Origin of the sequence: Nocardia barduliensis (assembly GCF_013315795.1) — a bacterium.
Classification (GTDB): Bacteria; Actinomycetota; Actinomycetes; order Mycobacteriales; family Mycobacteriaceae; genus Nocardia; species Nocardia barduliensis.
Genome location: NZ_JABLTE010000151.1, coordinates 1 through 14,379, shown reverse-complemented (window position 1 = coordinate 14,379; position 14,379 = coordinate 1). Strand labels below are relative to the sequence as shown.

Genomic DNA, 14,379 nt, shown 5'->3' with positions numbered 1-14,379 from the left:
CCCACCCGAGCCCCGCTCCAGAACGGCGTGCAACGACGACACACGCGGATCGTTCACCACGATGTCCGCTGCGGCATCGCGACCGACATTATATGCGCCCCCGGCGCGTAACCGATAGACGCGTTCTCGCGTCTGCACCACAAGAACCGGTGCGTCGGGAAGATCTGTGGACGACCGTCCATCCGCCATAGCGCGAGTATACGACTTAGCCGCATTGTCGCCGCAATAGTCGGCCACCATTCCTTCGGTCACGGTCCATGCCCGCCAACGGCGTACCACGCTCCTGAAACCCCCTCTGACCAGTGCGAACATGCGTGGCAAGTGGAAGAACACCCAGTGGAGAAACCGCTGAGCAGGTCCCCTGATCACACCGGGCGACGAAGATCAAGGGCCGGACTCGAAATAGTTTACCGGGCGGGCGGACAAATGGTTGAACGCGAAATCGAGCCAGAATTTTTGCCGATTCGTTTCCTCGGCCCGCGTCCAATTCGGCCATTTCTCGGCCTCTGCGCCGACAGTCGGAAGGAGGATGTGAATCACCTTCCATTTTGATAACACGACGGGAACCACCGCCCTTTCGGTGGAGCACGCAGGGTCCGCGCGGCATATTCCGGCCGAACGCGGCGGAGTATTCTACGAGGCGTGCCCTCCTCAGAGGTCGCCGTCGTTTTCGCCCTGAGCGCGGCCGTGTGCATAGCGCTCGGTGCGGTGATCCGACAGCGTGCCGCCGCACGAATGGCCGACACGCCGGATTCGGTCATGGGCGGTCTGCTCCGCTCCCCCGATTGGTGGCTGGGGACGTTCGTCGGCCTCGGTGGGTTCGCCTTCCAGGCAGCCGCCCTGGGGCGGGGCGCGTTGATGCTCGTGCAGCCTTTGCTGGTGCTGTCGCTGCTGTTCGTGTTGCCACTCGGTGCGTGGCTCAACAGACGGTCGGTATCGGGCGCCGACTGGGCATGGGCGCTGGCGTTGACCACCGGCATCGCGATTCTGGTGGTCGTCGGCGACCCCCGCCCCGGCCAGCCGCACGCCGAAACGTTGCACTGGGTCATCGTGGGTCTCATCTCCGTCCCCCTGTTCACCGCTGTGCTGCTCTGCGCCCGCGCCTGGCCGGGCCCGCGCAGGGCGGTACTGCTGGCCCTGGTGTCCGGTGCGCTGTTCGGGCTGGCCGCCGTGCTCGTCAAGGGCGTGATGGCCACCGCCGATCGCGGCGCGAACGCCGTGTTGGCCTCGGCCGAGACGTACGCGCTGATCGTCGTCGGCCTCACCGCCACGGTGGTGCAGCAGTACTCGTACCAAGCCGGAAGTCTGCACGCGTCGTTCCCGGCGGCGACGGTCGTCGAACCGGTGGTGGTCGGCGCCCTGGGCTTCCTGGCGCTCGGCGAGTACCTGGATGTGGACGTCGCGCTGGTCGCACTGCTGGTGGTCGCGCTCGCGACGGTGATCGTCGCGACGATCGCGCTCGCGCGCAGCAAGAGCGCCGACGTGGTCCCGGCCCCCAGCGCCCCGCCGGACCGCACGCCACAGTGGGAGCTACCGCCCCGGTCTCGCAGCGACAGCTCCTAGCACTGGACGCGATGCCGCCGCCCAGCGGGCGCCCTACTACCTGGTTCTGGCGGACAAGCGGACGATCGCCGATCCCGAACGTCCGATCCTTCGTCGTGGATACGAGCCGGGGGAACACGGACGTGGCGGGTTTCCAGACCTTCCACGTGGTGCCCAGCGAGGCTTCTGATGCGTATCGCGGTTGACACTATGACGTAGGCGAGGTCCCCAGATCGAAGCGGATACCGGCGCGCAGCATTCGGCTGGCCGACAGGCCGATCATGTCCCGAAAAGTTTCACTGAAGTGGGACGGGGTGGCGAAACCTGCGTCGATGGCGGATCGGGTGAGGTCGTAGCCGGTGACAGCGTTGCGGATGGTGTGGGTCATGCGGTTCCACCGCTGATAGCCGCGGAATGTCGTGCCGCACTGCTGGGTGAACAGGCGGAGGAAATGGGTGGTGGACAGGCCGAGGTTCGCGGCGATGTGGTCGGCGCGGAAAGGGCGGGCCGGGTCGCTGCGGATGGTGGCGGCGACCTGGGCGATGCGTGGATCGGTGACGGGTCCGGGGTTGGCGACGACTCGGGCGTAGAGGCGGTCCGGATCGACCACGGGGCCGCGGCACAACTCGGCAAGCTCACGCTCTCGCCGATGAGCGAGGCCGAAAGGGCCTGCGGCTGCGGTCATCTCGGCTGCTATAGCGTCGGCAGACGCACCCGTGGGGTCGACGAAAAGCGCCAGGATCCATCCCTGCGTGGCGACGATGCGCTGCGTCGTGCGGGCGGGGGCGAACGAACTGCCGGTGCGGACCGGGCCGTGCGCGGTATGCAGGACGAGCGGCGCGTCCAGGCCGACGCTGAGCATCGCGACCGAGGGGGCATGCGGGTCGACGCCGAGATCCGGCCCGATATAGCCGACGTGACCGGGGCGCGCCCACGCCACCGGCGTCCTGCGGAGGTCCGATAGCGCGTCGATGGTCACGCTTGCCAGGGTATCGCCCGAGCACCATGTGCCCCGCGCCAGCGCCACCACGGTATCCGGGGTAAGCGCTTCAAAGAGGCTGGGAGTAGCCGAGTCCGTCGATACGTCTTCTACTCGACGTCGGCTGAGGCGTGCGGAGTCGCGCGCCCCTGCGCTGCCAGTTCCAGACGAGCACTAGATCGGTGTGCTCGTTGAGCACCCTGACAAGGATGCGTATCTGATCGAGGTCGATGCCCACCGGCACGAGGTGTTGGAACTGCTGCCTCGACGGCTCCGTGGGGGTGCGTGGGTCGACCTGTCCGGGCGGGAACGCGATGAGCAGGTCGGTTGCCGTTCGGATGCCGAGTTGCCGGAGTTTCACGCGGGACTTGGTACCGGCGCGCACGCCAGGGCCGAGGCTTCCGCTGAGTTGCGCTGTCCAACTGGGCTCTTCGGCGGCGCGCTCGGATGACCGGTTGTTGTCGTAGCGCAGGGACTGTCGGCGTTCGCGCCGTGTCACTTCGCTGTGGTCGAGATGAAGGTAGAGCTGGGCCTGATCGATCCAATCCACCAGCCGGCCCAGTGGAACACGTGTGTGGAGTATGACATCGACCAGATTCGCCGTCACCAGACTCTGCATGTCTTCGATGCCTTCTTCGATGAGCCGGGATTCGTACCAGACGTTCAGGCCGTCGATCTGATTGAGCGGATAATCGGGCGTGAGTTGGGGCACGGCAGCTCGTAGGGCAATCGCCACCGTCCGGTGGAGTGCGTAGATTCCGACGATCGGGAAGGCCCCGACTACGAAGGCGATCGCCGATCGAGTTCCGCCTTCGAAGCTGTCGAGCAGTTGGTACAGCGGTACCAAGGTGGTGAAGACGACGATGATGCGCAGGAGAGCGGAGGCATACGCGCTCGGCCTGAGGTCGCTCTGGAAAAAGCGGCGGATGAGGCTCTGCACGGTGAACGCGTAAGCGCCCAGGAAACCGAACTTGAGGATGTCCCACACCGTGTTGGGGTCCACCACGAAGTTCAGATTCCATAGGGCTGCCGTCCAACACGTCGCGAAGGCGATCGTGGCGAGGAAGACGGGAAAGAGGGTTTCGGTCTTGACCGCGAACTCGGACCCGCCCGCGGAGGACACGGCGCGTCCGTAGTAGGCGTTGAACTTCTGCCGGTAAATATTGTGTTCCTCCTCCTGGAGGTAGCCGCCGTCCGCGAGCCATTCTTCATAGAATTCGGAGGATCGCGGTGGTCGGGGCAGATATTTCGGCTCGTCTACGGCCAGGCGATGAAGATTGATGACATATTCGCTCCACAAGGCGCTCGCACGCTGCCCCAGAAAGCGAACGTACAACCAGCTGGGGAGGAAGGAGAGCACCCAGACGATGAAGATCCGCAATACGCCGGTGGACACGTCGCCTGCTGTGCTCTGACGCTCGAACCCGCCCCATACCGTGAGAAATGCGAACACGATCGGGACGGCGATCAGGACATTCATCAACACCAGGACGACTTCGCGGCTGAACCACCCCGACGACCGGCTCCCCGCCACCGAGTGGCCGGTGGGCATGCGGCCCGCGCCGGGATCGTCGACACCTTGCGTCAAGGACAGCAGCGACTCTCGCGCGTGCGCGTGCTCGTGCAGCGTCCGGCGCAAGTGTTGCGCGAGACGATTGCGACCACCTCGGCCGCTCGTGGCTCTGACGAGGCGACTGAGCGCGGGGTCCCTGCGGAACAGTTCGCCGAGTTCGGATTCGATGGCACGGGCCACCCGATCGTTCTCGGTGAGAAATCGCGCGACCCGGAGGCGATAGCCCCGGCCGTTCTGCCACTGGGGCTCCGAGCCCCTCGATGCCATCGCGAAGGCTCCGGAAAGGTCCCTCGCCAAGACGTGCATTCGCGCTGTGGCGTCCATATCTCCTCCTCGCGGGGTGCCCGTGCAGGCGGTCGACCCGGAGCGGTGTCGGGGAGCGGACGCCGTCTGACCTCGCAGTGACAATCCCGGCGTGCGAAAAATCCGGCGGACCGTCGTGCGGCCATTCGGATGCCCTGCCGTCTGGATTGCGAACCAACCGTAATTCGCCCATTCACCCCGGTAACGAGTAGTCCGCTACTCATTTCGAAGGCGCCGTTTCGCAGTGCGCTGTCGATCAGCACGCGATGCGCCCGATCTGTCCATGTGGAGCTGCGACGGTGAACGGGGCCCGCTGCGGTGAACCGGTCGTCTCGCGCCATTCCGGTGCCGCTCAGCTGCCGATGAATTGTCCTACAATTTTGCACTGTCCGAGAACTCGAGAACGAGTAGTGCACTACCTCATTCGAAGCGGAATCGACTCGGTACTTCGATAGCCGGTGTGCTGATTGTAAGCTGATGCTGCCAATTCACGACCCGACGCGATTCGCTGCTTTCCGGACATCACCGAGAGCGGGAACGCCGGGGCCCACCGAAGGAGAAATCCAATGATCAACACCCACACGGTCGTCGCGGGAGATACCTTGTCGGCAATTGCGAAACGCTTCTACGGGCAGGCGGCGCTTTTCGAGTTGATCGCGGTCGCCAGCGGAATTCCGGATCCCGATTCGATACGAATCGGGACGGTACTGATCATTCCCGACGTGAGTCGCAAGCATACGGTGAGGGCGGGCGAAACCCTCTCCGGCTTGGCGGGAAATTTCTATCGTCCGCAGAATTCACATCTGTTCCCGTTGATCGCCGCCGCGAACGGGATCAGTGACCCCGACGAAATCCACATCGGCCAGGTACCGATCATCCCCGGCATCGCGTACCGGGTCGTCTCCGGCGACACGCTGTCCAAGCTCGCGAAGCGCTTCTACGGCGACGCGACGCTGTTCCCGCTGATCGCGGACGCGAACGACATTGCGAACCCCGACGTCATTCGCGTCGGCCAAGAACTGATCATTCCCCCGAGAAGCTAGGAGATAGCGGCGCCGTCTGTGCTCGCCGCCTACCGCACGGTGATCGTGATCGTCCTCGTCCGCGTCTCGGCGGGCAGTTCGGTGGTGTCGACCATCAGCACCTCACCCGAGTCCTGCACGCCGTTGGCGAGGAGTTTAGGTTCCAGGCCGAACGGCGGTTGGTCGCCGGTGGCGGCCTTGATGCCGAAGTCGCTGTCGTTCGCGATGTAGAGGGTTTTGCCACCGTCGGGGGTGGCGACGCCCTCGATCTTGTCGTGGCCGAAGAAGCCGCCGTCGGCGTTCAGGCCGTCCAGCAGGCCACTGAGGTCCAGGCTGGACTTCTTGGTGACGGGGGTGATGCCCGCCTTCCGCAGCGCGGCGACGCCGTCGGCGGTGGACACGGCGCCGACCAGCAACTCCAGCGGCTTGCCGTCGACCAGCAGGCCGAGTTTCGGATCGTACTGCGCACCTTGGACCTTCGCCTGCGGTCCGACATCGGTAGCGCCGGTGATGTCGATGGTCCACAGCTTCTTGTCGGCCTCGGGCGGTTTGTTGCCGTCGCGCTCGTCGACCAGGAAAGTGGTGTTGCTCAGCGCTGTGATCTCGGAGACCACGAGCTTCCGCTTCGGATCCTCCAGCGGATAGACGAATTCCTTGACGTCCCGGGTCTTCAGATCCACGGTCACGATCCGGGTCATGGGCACTTCACGCGCCGACGCGACACCCGGTTGACTCAGTGCGCTCTGCATGATGCCGACCAGCGTGCTGCCGTCCGGTGTGACGGTGAGCCCCTCCATGCCCTGGTTGGGGGTGCGCAGCGAGAACTCCCCGGGCAGACCTCGTCCCGGCGCCAGCCGCTCCAGTTCGGTCCCGCTGGCGTCGAAGTGCACGATGAACGGCCCGTACTCGTCGGACACCCAGAAGCTGCCGTCGGGCATCGCCACCAGGCCCTCGCTGTCGATGCCGTGATCGGTGGGGGGCAGGACGACGCCGTTCAGGTCGCGCATGGTCTCGCCCGTACCCGCGGAGGTGTCCACCAAGCCGTTGAACGGCTGGCCCGTCGAATTCTTCAGCAGGATAGTGCTTTCCAGCACCGCCTCGGTGCCGGCCAGCTTGAATTTGGCGATGGTGGGCGTGAAACTCGGCACGGGCGCGATCTTCTCGTTCTTGCCCTTACCGTCCACGTTCGGACCGCGGTCGGTGAGACCGTAGAACTCGTCGGTCGATCCCGGTACCGGCGTGAACGCCGATCCGTACCCGCTGCCCTGCAGGCTCACCCCGCCGAAGTCGCCGAGCGGCGGGATATCCGTGGTGAAGAGTTTCACGGCGTCCGTGGTCGTCACGGTGATGCGGTCGGGCCCGGTGTATCCGGCCGCCGGCGTGTACACCACCGCACCGTCGGGGCGCCGGGTGATCGTACCGTGCTGCGGATCGGTGATCCGGACCGCGGCGCTGCCGCCGGTCCCGGCCAGCAGCTCATCCAGCGAGATGACCAGAGGCCGATCCTTGATGGCGGTGAAGCTCGCCTCCGAACTCGACGACGAGCAAGCGGACAGCACGGCGGTCGCGCACACGACGACCATGACGAGCGCGCTTCGGATACTTCGGTGCGTTCTCACCAGCGATGCATACCGGCCGAGCCCGACCACCAGTCGGCCTCGAGCTGAACACGAGTCGTCGATCCCCATAGCCATCCGATCATTCTGCCGAAGCGGACCATTTTCCCGAGAGCTCGTGGCCCCTTCGGTGACAAGCCCCGGGACCGCTGTGTGATCGCCGAAGCGCGCTGGACCCGGCTTCCGATCGATGCGCGCCCACTTGCTCGATATACCCGTAGGGGGTATAAAGGCAGGCGTGTCGAGAATTGCGGTGGACATGATGCGGCGGGGACGAGGCGGCCCGGCGGCCGCATCGGCGCGACGCGTCCGCCGCTCGGGGCGTCAGGGCCGAGTCGGCTTTGGCCGGGCAGCGACCGTGGTGGCATTGCTCGCCGCGGTGGTGCTGGTCGTGTCGATGGCCGATTGTTCGATAACCCGTGGGCATGCGCACACCCACATGTCGATGGCCTCGGCCGTCGAGCATGTCGCACTCTCGCACGCGGATGCTCACGCGCACGCACTGACCGCTGGTGCGCTGGACGCCCACTGCGCGACCCATTTCGATCACTGTCTCGCCAAGTCGGTGCTGCGTGCCGCACCGGAGAATAGAGCGCCTCAGCTGCTGATCTTCGCGCTGACCTCGGCGTTCCTCGCCCCCGAAAACCATGACGGGAGCGCGGGAGGAGTGCGCGGCCCGCCGATTTCCTGGCTACCCGTCGCTGACGGCCGGGCCACTCTCATCCAGTTCTGTATCGCGCGCTGCTGATCGGTCAGCGCCAGGTCGACGTTGTCGTGCCGTCGGCTGGTGACCGCTGCCTGCTCACGTCTGCGCCGCCTTCGGGCGGTTCGATACAGAAAGCAACAGTCATGGACAAGGTCGTGCTCGACGCACTCACCGATCACTCGGCCGCTCTGGTGGGCGCGCCGGGATCTGCCCGCTACCCACACTCGCTGATCGGCAACACGCCCGTGTTGTGGATCGGTACGCCGCTGGCGCCCCAGGGGCGCGGGTTCTGGGCCAAACTCGAAGGGTTCAACCCTGGCGGTATGAAGGACCGGCCCGCGCTGCACATGGTGCGCCGCGCGCAGGCGCGGGGCGATCTGGCTCCGGGGGCGCGAATCATCGAATCCACCAGCGGCACCCTCGGCTTAGGGCTGGCGCTGGCCGGGATCGTCACCCATCATCCGGTCACCGTGGTGACGGACGCGGGGCTGGAGCCGATCGTCGCGCGGATGCTCACCGCGTACGGGGCGCAGGTGGATGTGGTGACCGAGCCCCACCCGACTGGTGGTTGGCAGCAGGCCCGACGTGAGCGGGTGACGGAACTGCTCGCCGCCGAGCCCGGCGCATGGTGCCCGGATCAGTACAGCAACCCGGACAACGTCGAGGGCTACGAGTCGCTGGCGCTCGAGTTGGTCGAGCAGCTCGGTGGGGTGGACGTGCTGGTATGCGCGGTGGGTACCGGCGGGCACTCCTCCGGGGTCGCGCGGGTATTGCGCCGGTTCGATCCGGATATGAAGCTGATCGGGGTCGACACCGTGGCGTCCACGATTTTCGGACAGCCCGCGGGTCCGCGGCTGATGCGGGGGCTCGGATCGAGCATCTATCCGGTCAACGTCGACTACGACGCCTTCGACGAGGTGCATTGGGTAGCGCCTTCGGAGGCGGTATGGGCGTGCCGGACGTTGGCTGCCACCCATCACGCGACCGGAGGGTGGAGCGTCGGCGCGGTCGCCCTCGTCGCGGGCTGGGCGGCCCGGACCCATGACGCCGACGCGCGGATCGTGGCGATCTTCCCCGACGGGCCCAACCGCTACTTCGACACCGTCTACAACGACGCCTACTGCGATGAACACGGCCTGCTCGACCAGGCTCCCCCACTGGAGCCGGACACGATCGCTCATCCCGCGCAGCGCGTTGTGCGGTCCTGGACCCGATGCACCACCGTCATCGACCCCAGGCAGTTCGTCCACGATCGGGAGCGCGCACAGTGACGATCTTCGCGAAGTTTCGCGGCTTCGACTCGGCGGCCCGGCTGTTGATGATCAATCAGTTCGGCATCAACCTCGGCTTCTACATGTTGATGCCCTACCTCGCCGGATACCTGGCCGGGCCCCTCGGTCTGGCGGCGTGGGCCGTGGGGTTGGTACTGGGAGTCCGGAACTTCTCCCAGCAGGGCATGTTCCTGATCGGCGGCACGCTGGCCGACCGATTGGGCTACAAACCGCTGATCGTCGTGGGCTGTCTGCTGCGGACAGGTGGGTTCGCGCTCCTGGTGTTCGCGACTTCACTACCGGCCCTGTTACTCGCCTCGGCGGCGACCGGGTTCGCCGGTGCGCTGTTCAACCCGGCGGTGCGAGCTTATCTAGCCGCTGACGCGGGTGAGCGGCGAGTCGATGCCTTCGCGATGTTCAACATCTTCTACCAGGCGGGCATTCTCGCCGGGCCGCTGGTCGGTCTGGCCCTGATGACAGTCGACTTCCGGGCCACCGCGGGTGTCGCCGCGGTCGTGTTCGCGATCCTTACGGCGGCGCAGCTGTTCGCACTGCCGACGCGACCCGCGGAAAGGCCCGCCGAGCGCAGCTCGGTGCTCGAGGACTGGCGAACGGTGATCGCCAATCGCCGGTTCGTGTGGTTCGCACTGGCGATGATCGGTTCCTACGTACTGTCGTTCCAGGTCTATCTCGCGCTGCCGCTGCAAGCGGAGTTCGTCGCCGGCGCGCGATCGCAGGCATTGGTGTCGGCGCTGTTCGTGATCTCCGGTGTCGTGGCGGTCGCCGGTCAGCTACGCATCACCGCGTGGTTGCGGGCCAGGTGGGGTACCGGGCGAAGCCTGGTGGGCGGATTGGGGATTCTCGCGGTCTCGTTCGTGCCGCTTGTTGTCGTTCCCACTCCGGACCGGTTCGGCGGTCCGGCCGCGGTGGTCGCGCTGCTGGCCGCCGCGGCGTTGCTGGCGGTGGGGACAGCGGCGGTGTTCCCCTTCGAGATGGACACCGTCGTGGCTCTGTCGAACGGGAAGCTCGTCGCGACCCACTACGGGTTCTACAACACCGTCGTGGGTATCGGCATTCTCGTCGGCAATCTCGCTACCGGAGCAATAGTCGGCGCCGCGCGCGCGGCCGGGGCGGACTGGGCGGTGTGGGCCGGCCTGAGTGCGATCGGTGCCGTCGCCGCCTTCGCACTGCATCGTCTGGACCGTTCAGAGCCCGCCGACGAGAAGCACGTTCACCCGATGGAGGCGGGTGGACGCGACCGCGCGCGCAATGGTGAGGCCATCGGTACGGAACCGATCAGCGCGGAATTCGAAGACACCGGACGCGGGCACCAGCCGGCGAAGACTTCCGTCGGCAGACGCTGACCCGCAACTGGCCGTCGCTCACCGACCCCCTCCGCCCCCGGCTGCCGACGCCCTTCCCGGGAAGTTCCGCAGACCCGGGGCGCAGGGTCAGGCGAACAACTTGGTGATCGAATCGGCAACGCCCACAGACTCTTTGACGGCTGGAATCGCTGCGACCAGACCTTCCCACAGCACTCGCAGCAGTCCCTGTCGTGGCTCCGGCCTGGCGAGTTCCTCCGCGAAGGAGTCGAAGGTCTGGACTGCCCCCTCATCCCCCGACTCTTCGACCATGGCCGCGAGCCGACGCATGGCCTCGGCGGCATCCGTGTCCCCGCTGTCGCTGATGCGCTGGAACGACGCCTCCACATGCGAGCGGTTCACGATAGTGGAGTTGGAAATGTTGTCGAAGCGGTCACCCATGGTTATCTCCGTGATCTGAGCGGCTGTCGAGGGGGAAATTTTTCCGGGGGAATACAGCGTCGACCTGCTATCGGTCAGCGAACCGAGCGCTCGAATGTCCGTTTCCGTCAAGGGTCGTTCTATCAGGTGCTCGACCGCTTTTCGGGTCTCGCCGACCGAAAGTAGCGCCGCGCCCACCTCTCCCAGGAATGCGGGCGCCGGCTGGCACATCGACTGACGCAGCGACCGGGGATCTCGATACGCGTCGAAGTTCCGCACGAGGTCGGGCTTCGGAATGAAAGCGAGGGTGCCGTTGCCCACTGGTGCCCGGTCACCGTTCAACGCCTCGCCGACCTGACGCAACTGGGCGATGGCATGGCGTACCGCCCGTATGTCCTCGGCCAGCCACGCTTGCCGGGTCAGGGCGGCCCAGCGGCGAAACTCGACCAACTGGGGCTGACCGCGGAGGGCGATCAAATCGTCGATGAACGTTTCACGCGAACGTATGTGCGGCAGAGCGAAGGAAAGGCCCGGCAGGTACATGTGCTGGATGGCATCCTCGCCGAGGAAGTCGAGCACCTCCCGAATCTGCATCTGAACGCCTCTTTCGACGTGCTGCAACGCGCCGTGCACCACCGAGAAGAAGCGTGCCTTGACCGCGTCGTTCAGCGCGGCGACCACCGGGACGCGAAGCCCGGAGCAATAGTAGGGGATGGTTCCGGCCGCGGCCTCGGCGACGTAGTAGAAAGTCTGTGACACGAAGACCGGAAGCCAAGAATCTCTCCGGCCGTCGTGCTCCTGCCGAGGCTTTCGACCGTCGCCCGAACCCGTGTCCGGCGTGGATCTCGGAAAACAATAGACCGGATCACTGTGGTTCCTGCTGTAGACCAAGTCGTACCGGAAGTCATCCCTCCGTGCCGAAGCGTCCGGGCCGCGCCACGGAACCTTGTTACCGAATGCCTCTCGCACAGTGGCGATCAGTTGGTCGACATCCAGCGCCTGCGCGATCGCATCCATGCGCTCGATACCGCTGATGTGATAGCCGGCCGCGGAAACCGCCCTCGGACGGAGAATTCTCGCCTCGATCAACTTCCGGTAGATCGGCCAGCGATATCGCATCCCGTTCAGGAAGCTCTGCCCAACGAGTGTGCGAACCCCGTCATTCAGCAGAATGGCTTGACACAGCGTATCGAGATCCGCCAATTTGTGGACATCGAACCTCGCGGGATCGTTCAGCAAGCCGCACGCGTTGATGATGGCCGCGTTGTCGACCAGACAGGAGATGCGGGCCTCGGTTGCCGCGACGTCTCTGTTCATGCCACCCCGACCCCCTCCAGTCGACAGCCCGCGTTGCCGGCACGGGCTCGACCGTAGCTCATCCGGTCGGGCACGTCCCGAAATTCGCCTTGGCGCAACGCGGTCGGAGGCAGTCGCGCTCGTGCCGAACGCTCGCTCGGCGGTAGCTCAGTACCGGTCGACGGTGGGCGGTGTCAACGTCGAGTCGCGGAGCGGACCGATCGTTTCCTCGAACGCTCGCTGCCAGGAACCGTCGGCGATCATCGCCTCGATCGCGTCGTTGATCTGGGCGCGGGTCTGCTGGTCGCCCTTCTTCAGCCCGATGCCGTACTTCTCCGTGGTGAACGTGTCGCCGACCAGCTTCAGTTCGCCGGATGCCTGCCCCGCGAAACCGGCGAGGATGATGTCGTCGGTGGTGACCGCGTCGACCGAACCGCTGCGCAGAGCATCGATGCACTGTGAGTAGGTGTCCACCTCCACCAGTTGAACGTCCTTGGCGTAGTTGTCCTTGACGTATTGGGCCGGGGTGGAGCCTGTGACCGAGCAAAGCTTCTTGTTGCCGTTCAACGATTCGACGCCGGTGATGTCGGTGGTCTGCTGTCTCACCAACAGGGCCTGCCCGGCTACGAAGTACGGTCCGGCGAAGTCGACTTTCTCTTTCCGCTGGTCGGTGATCGAGTAGGTGGCCACGATGAAGTCCACGTCGCCGTTCATGATCATCGCCTCGCGTTGCGCCGTCGGCGTCTCTTTGAAAGTGATGCCGCTGGGCGCTACGCCGAGCTTGCCTGCCACGTACTCGGCGATCTCCACGTCGTAGCCATGGAAGGAGCCGTCCGCCTCGCGGAAGCCCAGGCCGGGCTGGTCGAATTTGATGCCGATGGTCAGCTTGCCCTCGCGCACGTGGTCTTGGGTGGTCGCGGCGTCGCCGCCGCCACCGCAGGCTGTCGCGACCAGCGTGACGGCGATCGCCACGATGCCGAGGCGGAGTGTTCGGTTGATCCTCATCGAATTCTGTTCCTTCTCGCGGTGAGCTGTCCGGCCGGACCGGAGGCCGGGGCCGACGACACGTCATCTTTCCGGGGCGTGTCGGTGCCAGGATCGACTGCCTTCCCGCTGGTGGAAAACATGTTTCACCCTGGTAAACGCCCGCATGGGGGCTGCTCGCGGCGGCCACCAGCTCACGTGCCGCCATCGCCATTTCCGGGGCGCTGTTGTCGGCGACCACTCCGCTGCTGCCTCGAAACGAACATCCCGCGGCGACCGAACGCGCACTGGCCGACGAGCCCGCATAACCGCCGTCATTCCACACGCCACTCACCTGTCCGGACCCGGCGCACTTCCGGGCGCTGTTCGGCGGCGCGAGCAAGCGTAATATCCTGGCTTCGTTTCGTCGTGGCCAATGGAAGGCCGGTGAGCAGTGGATCCCGCACCGTCGACCCCACCTCGTGGTCCCTCGAGGTCGGATACGTCGACCCTGCGTACGTCTCCGACCAGCACTCCTTCCGGCCTGCGGTGCGCGGGCGCCGTCGATTTCACCACCCGCGACGCTTGGCGCTCGGTTCTCGCGGAGTTGGTCGAGGTGGACCGGGACGTCCACCTGGACCTGTCCGAGCTGACGTTCATCGACGTCAACGGCACGTCGATACTGGTGGAGGCTGCCAGCCAGGCGCCGCGGGCGCGACGAATCGTGTTGCACCGGCCCCCGCCGATGATGCTTCGGGTCCTCGAAGTGTTCTGGCCCTTCCTACACACGATCGAGGTAGTGCACGCATGAGCTCTCCTGGCGCTGGGTCGGCCGCTGCGACCGACCCCTTTGTGCACCCTGCGCTGTTCTATCGCGATACCGAGGAGTACCTGGCGGGCACCCTCGGATTCATCCGCGAAGGGCTCGCCAACGGCGAGCCGGTCGCGGTGTCGGTTCCCGGGCCGAAGCTGGCCCTCCTGCGCGCCGAACTCGGCTCCGACGCAGACTCGGTACGCCTGATGGACATGACCGTCGAAGGCCGCAACCCGGGCCGCATCATCCCCGGCGTACTTCGCGCGTTCGCCGACGAACACCGGTCCGGGCGGGTGCGAATCATCGGCGAACCCATCTGGGCTGGCCGCTCGGCGCTGGAATATCCAGCGTGCGTGCAGCACGAAGCTTTGATCAACGCGGCATTCACCGGGCGCGAGGTGAGCATCCTGTGTCCCTACGACACCGAACGCCTCCCGCCTGATGTCTTGGCCGACGCACACGCCACCCACCCCGTCCTCATCGACGGCAACGGCCAGCGAACCAGTGACGACTACGACCCCGACCACATCGTCGAGTCCTACAACCAACCGC

General features: G+C 65.8%; 13 protein-coding genes. 7 read left to right on the top strand and 6 right to left on the bottom strand.

Annotated features, from left to right (window positions below; all coding sequences use genetic code 11):
- Positions 1–189: FHA domain-containing protein (locus HOV91_RS35695; protein ID WP_174189625.1), on the bottom strand; the 189-nt coding region annotated here is incomplete at its 3' end.
- A 453-nt stretch (positions 190–642) separates the two neighbouring features.
- On the opposite strand from HOV91_RS35695, the gene HOV91_RS35690 reads away from it, so the two are divergent.
- The gene (locus HOV91_RS35690; RefSeq protein ID WP_174189624.1) at positions 643–1,563 is read left to right on the top strand and encodes a DMT family transporter; all 921 of its coding nucleotides are present in this window, start codon (positions 643–645) and stop codon (positions 1,561–1,563) included.
- 187 nt (positions 1,564–1,750) lie between these two features.
- Here the strand turns inward: HOV91_RS35690 and HOV91_RS40965 are convergent, their stop codons facing one another.
- Both HOV91_RS40965 and HOV91_RS35680 read right to left on the bottom strand, forming a co-directional pair.
- Positions 1,751–2,521, bottom strand: coding sequence for an AraC family transcriptional regulator (locus HOV91_RS40965; RefSeq protein WP_174189623.1), 771 nt, complete (start codon positions 2,519–2,521; stop codon positions 1,751–1,753).
- Positions 2,522–2,591: 70 nt separating this feature from the next.
- Positions 2,592–4,418: a hypothetical protein gene (locus HOV91_RS35680; RefSeq protein WP_174189622.1), complete on the bottom strand. Its 1,827-nt coding sequence runs from the start codon at positions 4,416–4,418 to the stop codon at positions 2,592–2,594.
- Positions 4,419–4,963: 545 nt separating this feature from the next.
- Here HOV91_RS35680 and HOV91_RS35675 point away from each other — a divergent pair.
- A complete protein-coding gene (locus tag HOV91_RS35675; RefSeq protein WP_174189621.1) occupies positions 4,964–5,440 on the top strand; it encodes a LysM peptidoglycan-binding domain-containing protein in 477 nt (158 codons plus the stop codon).
- A gap of 29 nt (positions 5,441–5,469) precedes the next feature.
- On the opposite strand, the gene HOV91_RS35670 is transcribed toward HOV91_RS35675, so the two are convergent.
- A complete protein-coding gene (locus tag HOV91_RS35670; RefSeq protein WP_312884902.1) occupies positions 5,470–7,296 on the bottom strand; it encodes an esterase-like activity of phytase family protein in 1,827 nt (608 codons plus the stop codon).
- Positions 7,297–7,396: 100 nt separating this feature from the next.
- On the opposite strand from HOV91_RS35670, the gene lpqS reads away from it, so the two are divergent.
- From lpqS to HOV91_RS35655, 3 genes are all read left to right on the top strand, one after another.
- Positions 7,397–7,783, top strand: a complete 387-nt coding sequence (lpqS, locus tag HOV91_RS35665) for a putative copper homeostasis (lipo)protein LpqS (RefSeq protein ID WP_312884901.1) — start codon at positions 7,397–7,399, stop codon at positions 7,781–7,783.
- Between the two features lie 101 nt (positions 7,784–7,884).
- A complete protein-coding gene (locus HOV91_RS35660) occupies positions 7,885–9,012 on the top strand; it encodes a PLP-dependent cysteine synthase family protein (RefSeq protein ID WP_174189619.1) in 1,128 nt (375 codons plus the stop codon).
- 47 nt (positions 9,013–9,059) lie between these two features.
- Positions 9,060–10,376 (top strand): MFS transporter, encoded by a 1,317-nt coding sequence (locus tag HOV91_RS35655; RefSeq protein ID WP_246351419.1) that lies wholly within the window; start codon positions 9,060–9,062, stop codon positions 10,374–10,376.
- Positions 10,377–10,463: 87 nt separating this feature from the next.
- Here HOV91_RS35655 and HOV91_RS35650 read toward each other — a convergent pair whose 3' ends face one another.
- Together HOV91_RS35650 and HOV91_RS35645 are read right to left on the bottom strand one after the other, a co-directional pair.
- A complete protein-coding gene (locus HOV91_RS35650) occupies positions 10,464–12,071 on the bottom strand; it encodes a hypothetical protein (RefSeq protein WP_174189617.1) in 1,608 nt (535 codons plus the stop codon).
- A 147-nt stretch (positions 12,072–12,218) separates the two neighbouring features.
- Positions 12,219–13,055 carry a glutamate ABC transporter substrate-binding protein gene (locus HOV91_RS35645; RefSeq protein WP_174189616.1) on the bottom strand — a complete coding sequence of 279 codons (837 nt, stop codon included), beginning with the start codon at positions 13,053–13,055 and terminating at the stop codon, positions 12,219–12,221.
- A 412-nt stretch (positions 13,056–13,467) separates the two neighbouring features.
- Here HOV91_RS35645 and HOV91_RS35640 point away from each other — a divergent pair, with 412 nt between their 5' ends.
- Both HOV91_RS35640 and HOV91_RS35635 read left to right on the top strand, forming a co-directional pair.
- A complete protein-coding gene (locus tag HOV91_RS35640; protein ID WP_174189615.1) occupies positions 13,468–13,824 on the top strand; it encodes an STAS domain-containing protein in 357 nt (118 codons plus the stop codon).
- On the top strand, positions 13,821–14,379 hold a 559-nt coding region (locus HOV91_RS35635), incomplete at its 3' end, for an MEDS domain-containing protein (RefSeq protein WP_174189614.1). The genes HOV91_RS35640 and HOV91_RS35635, both read left to right, overlap by 4 nt.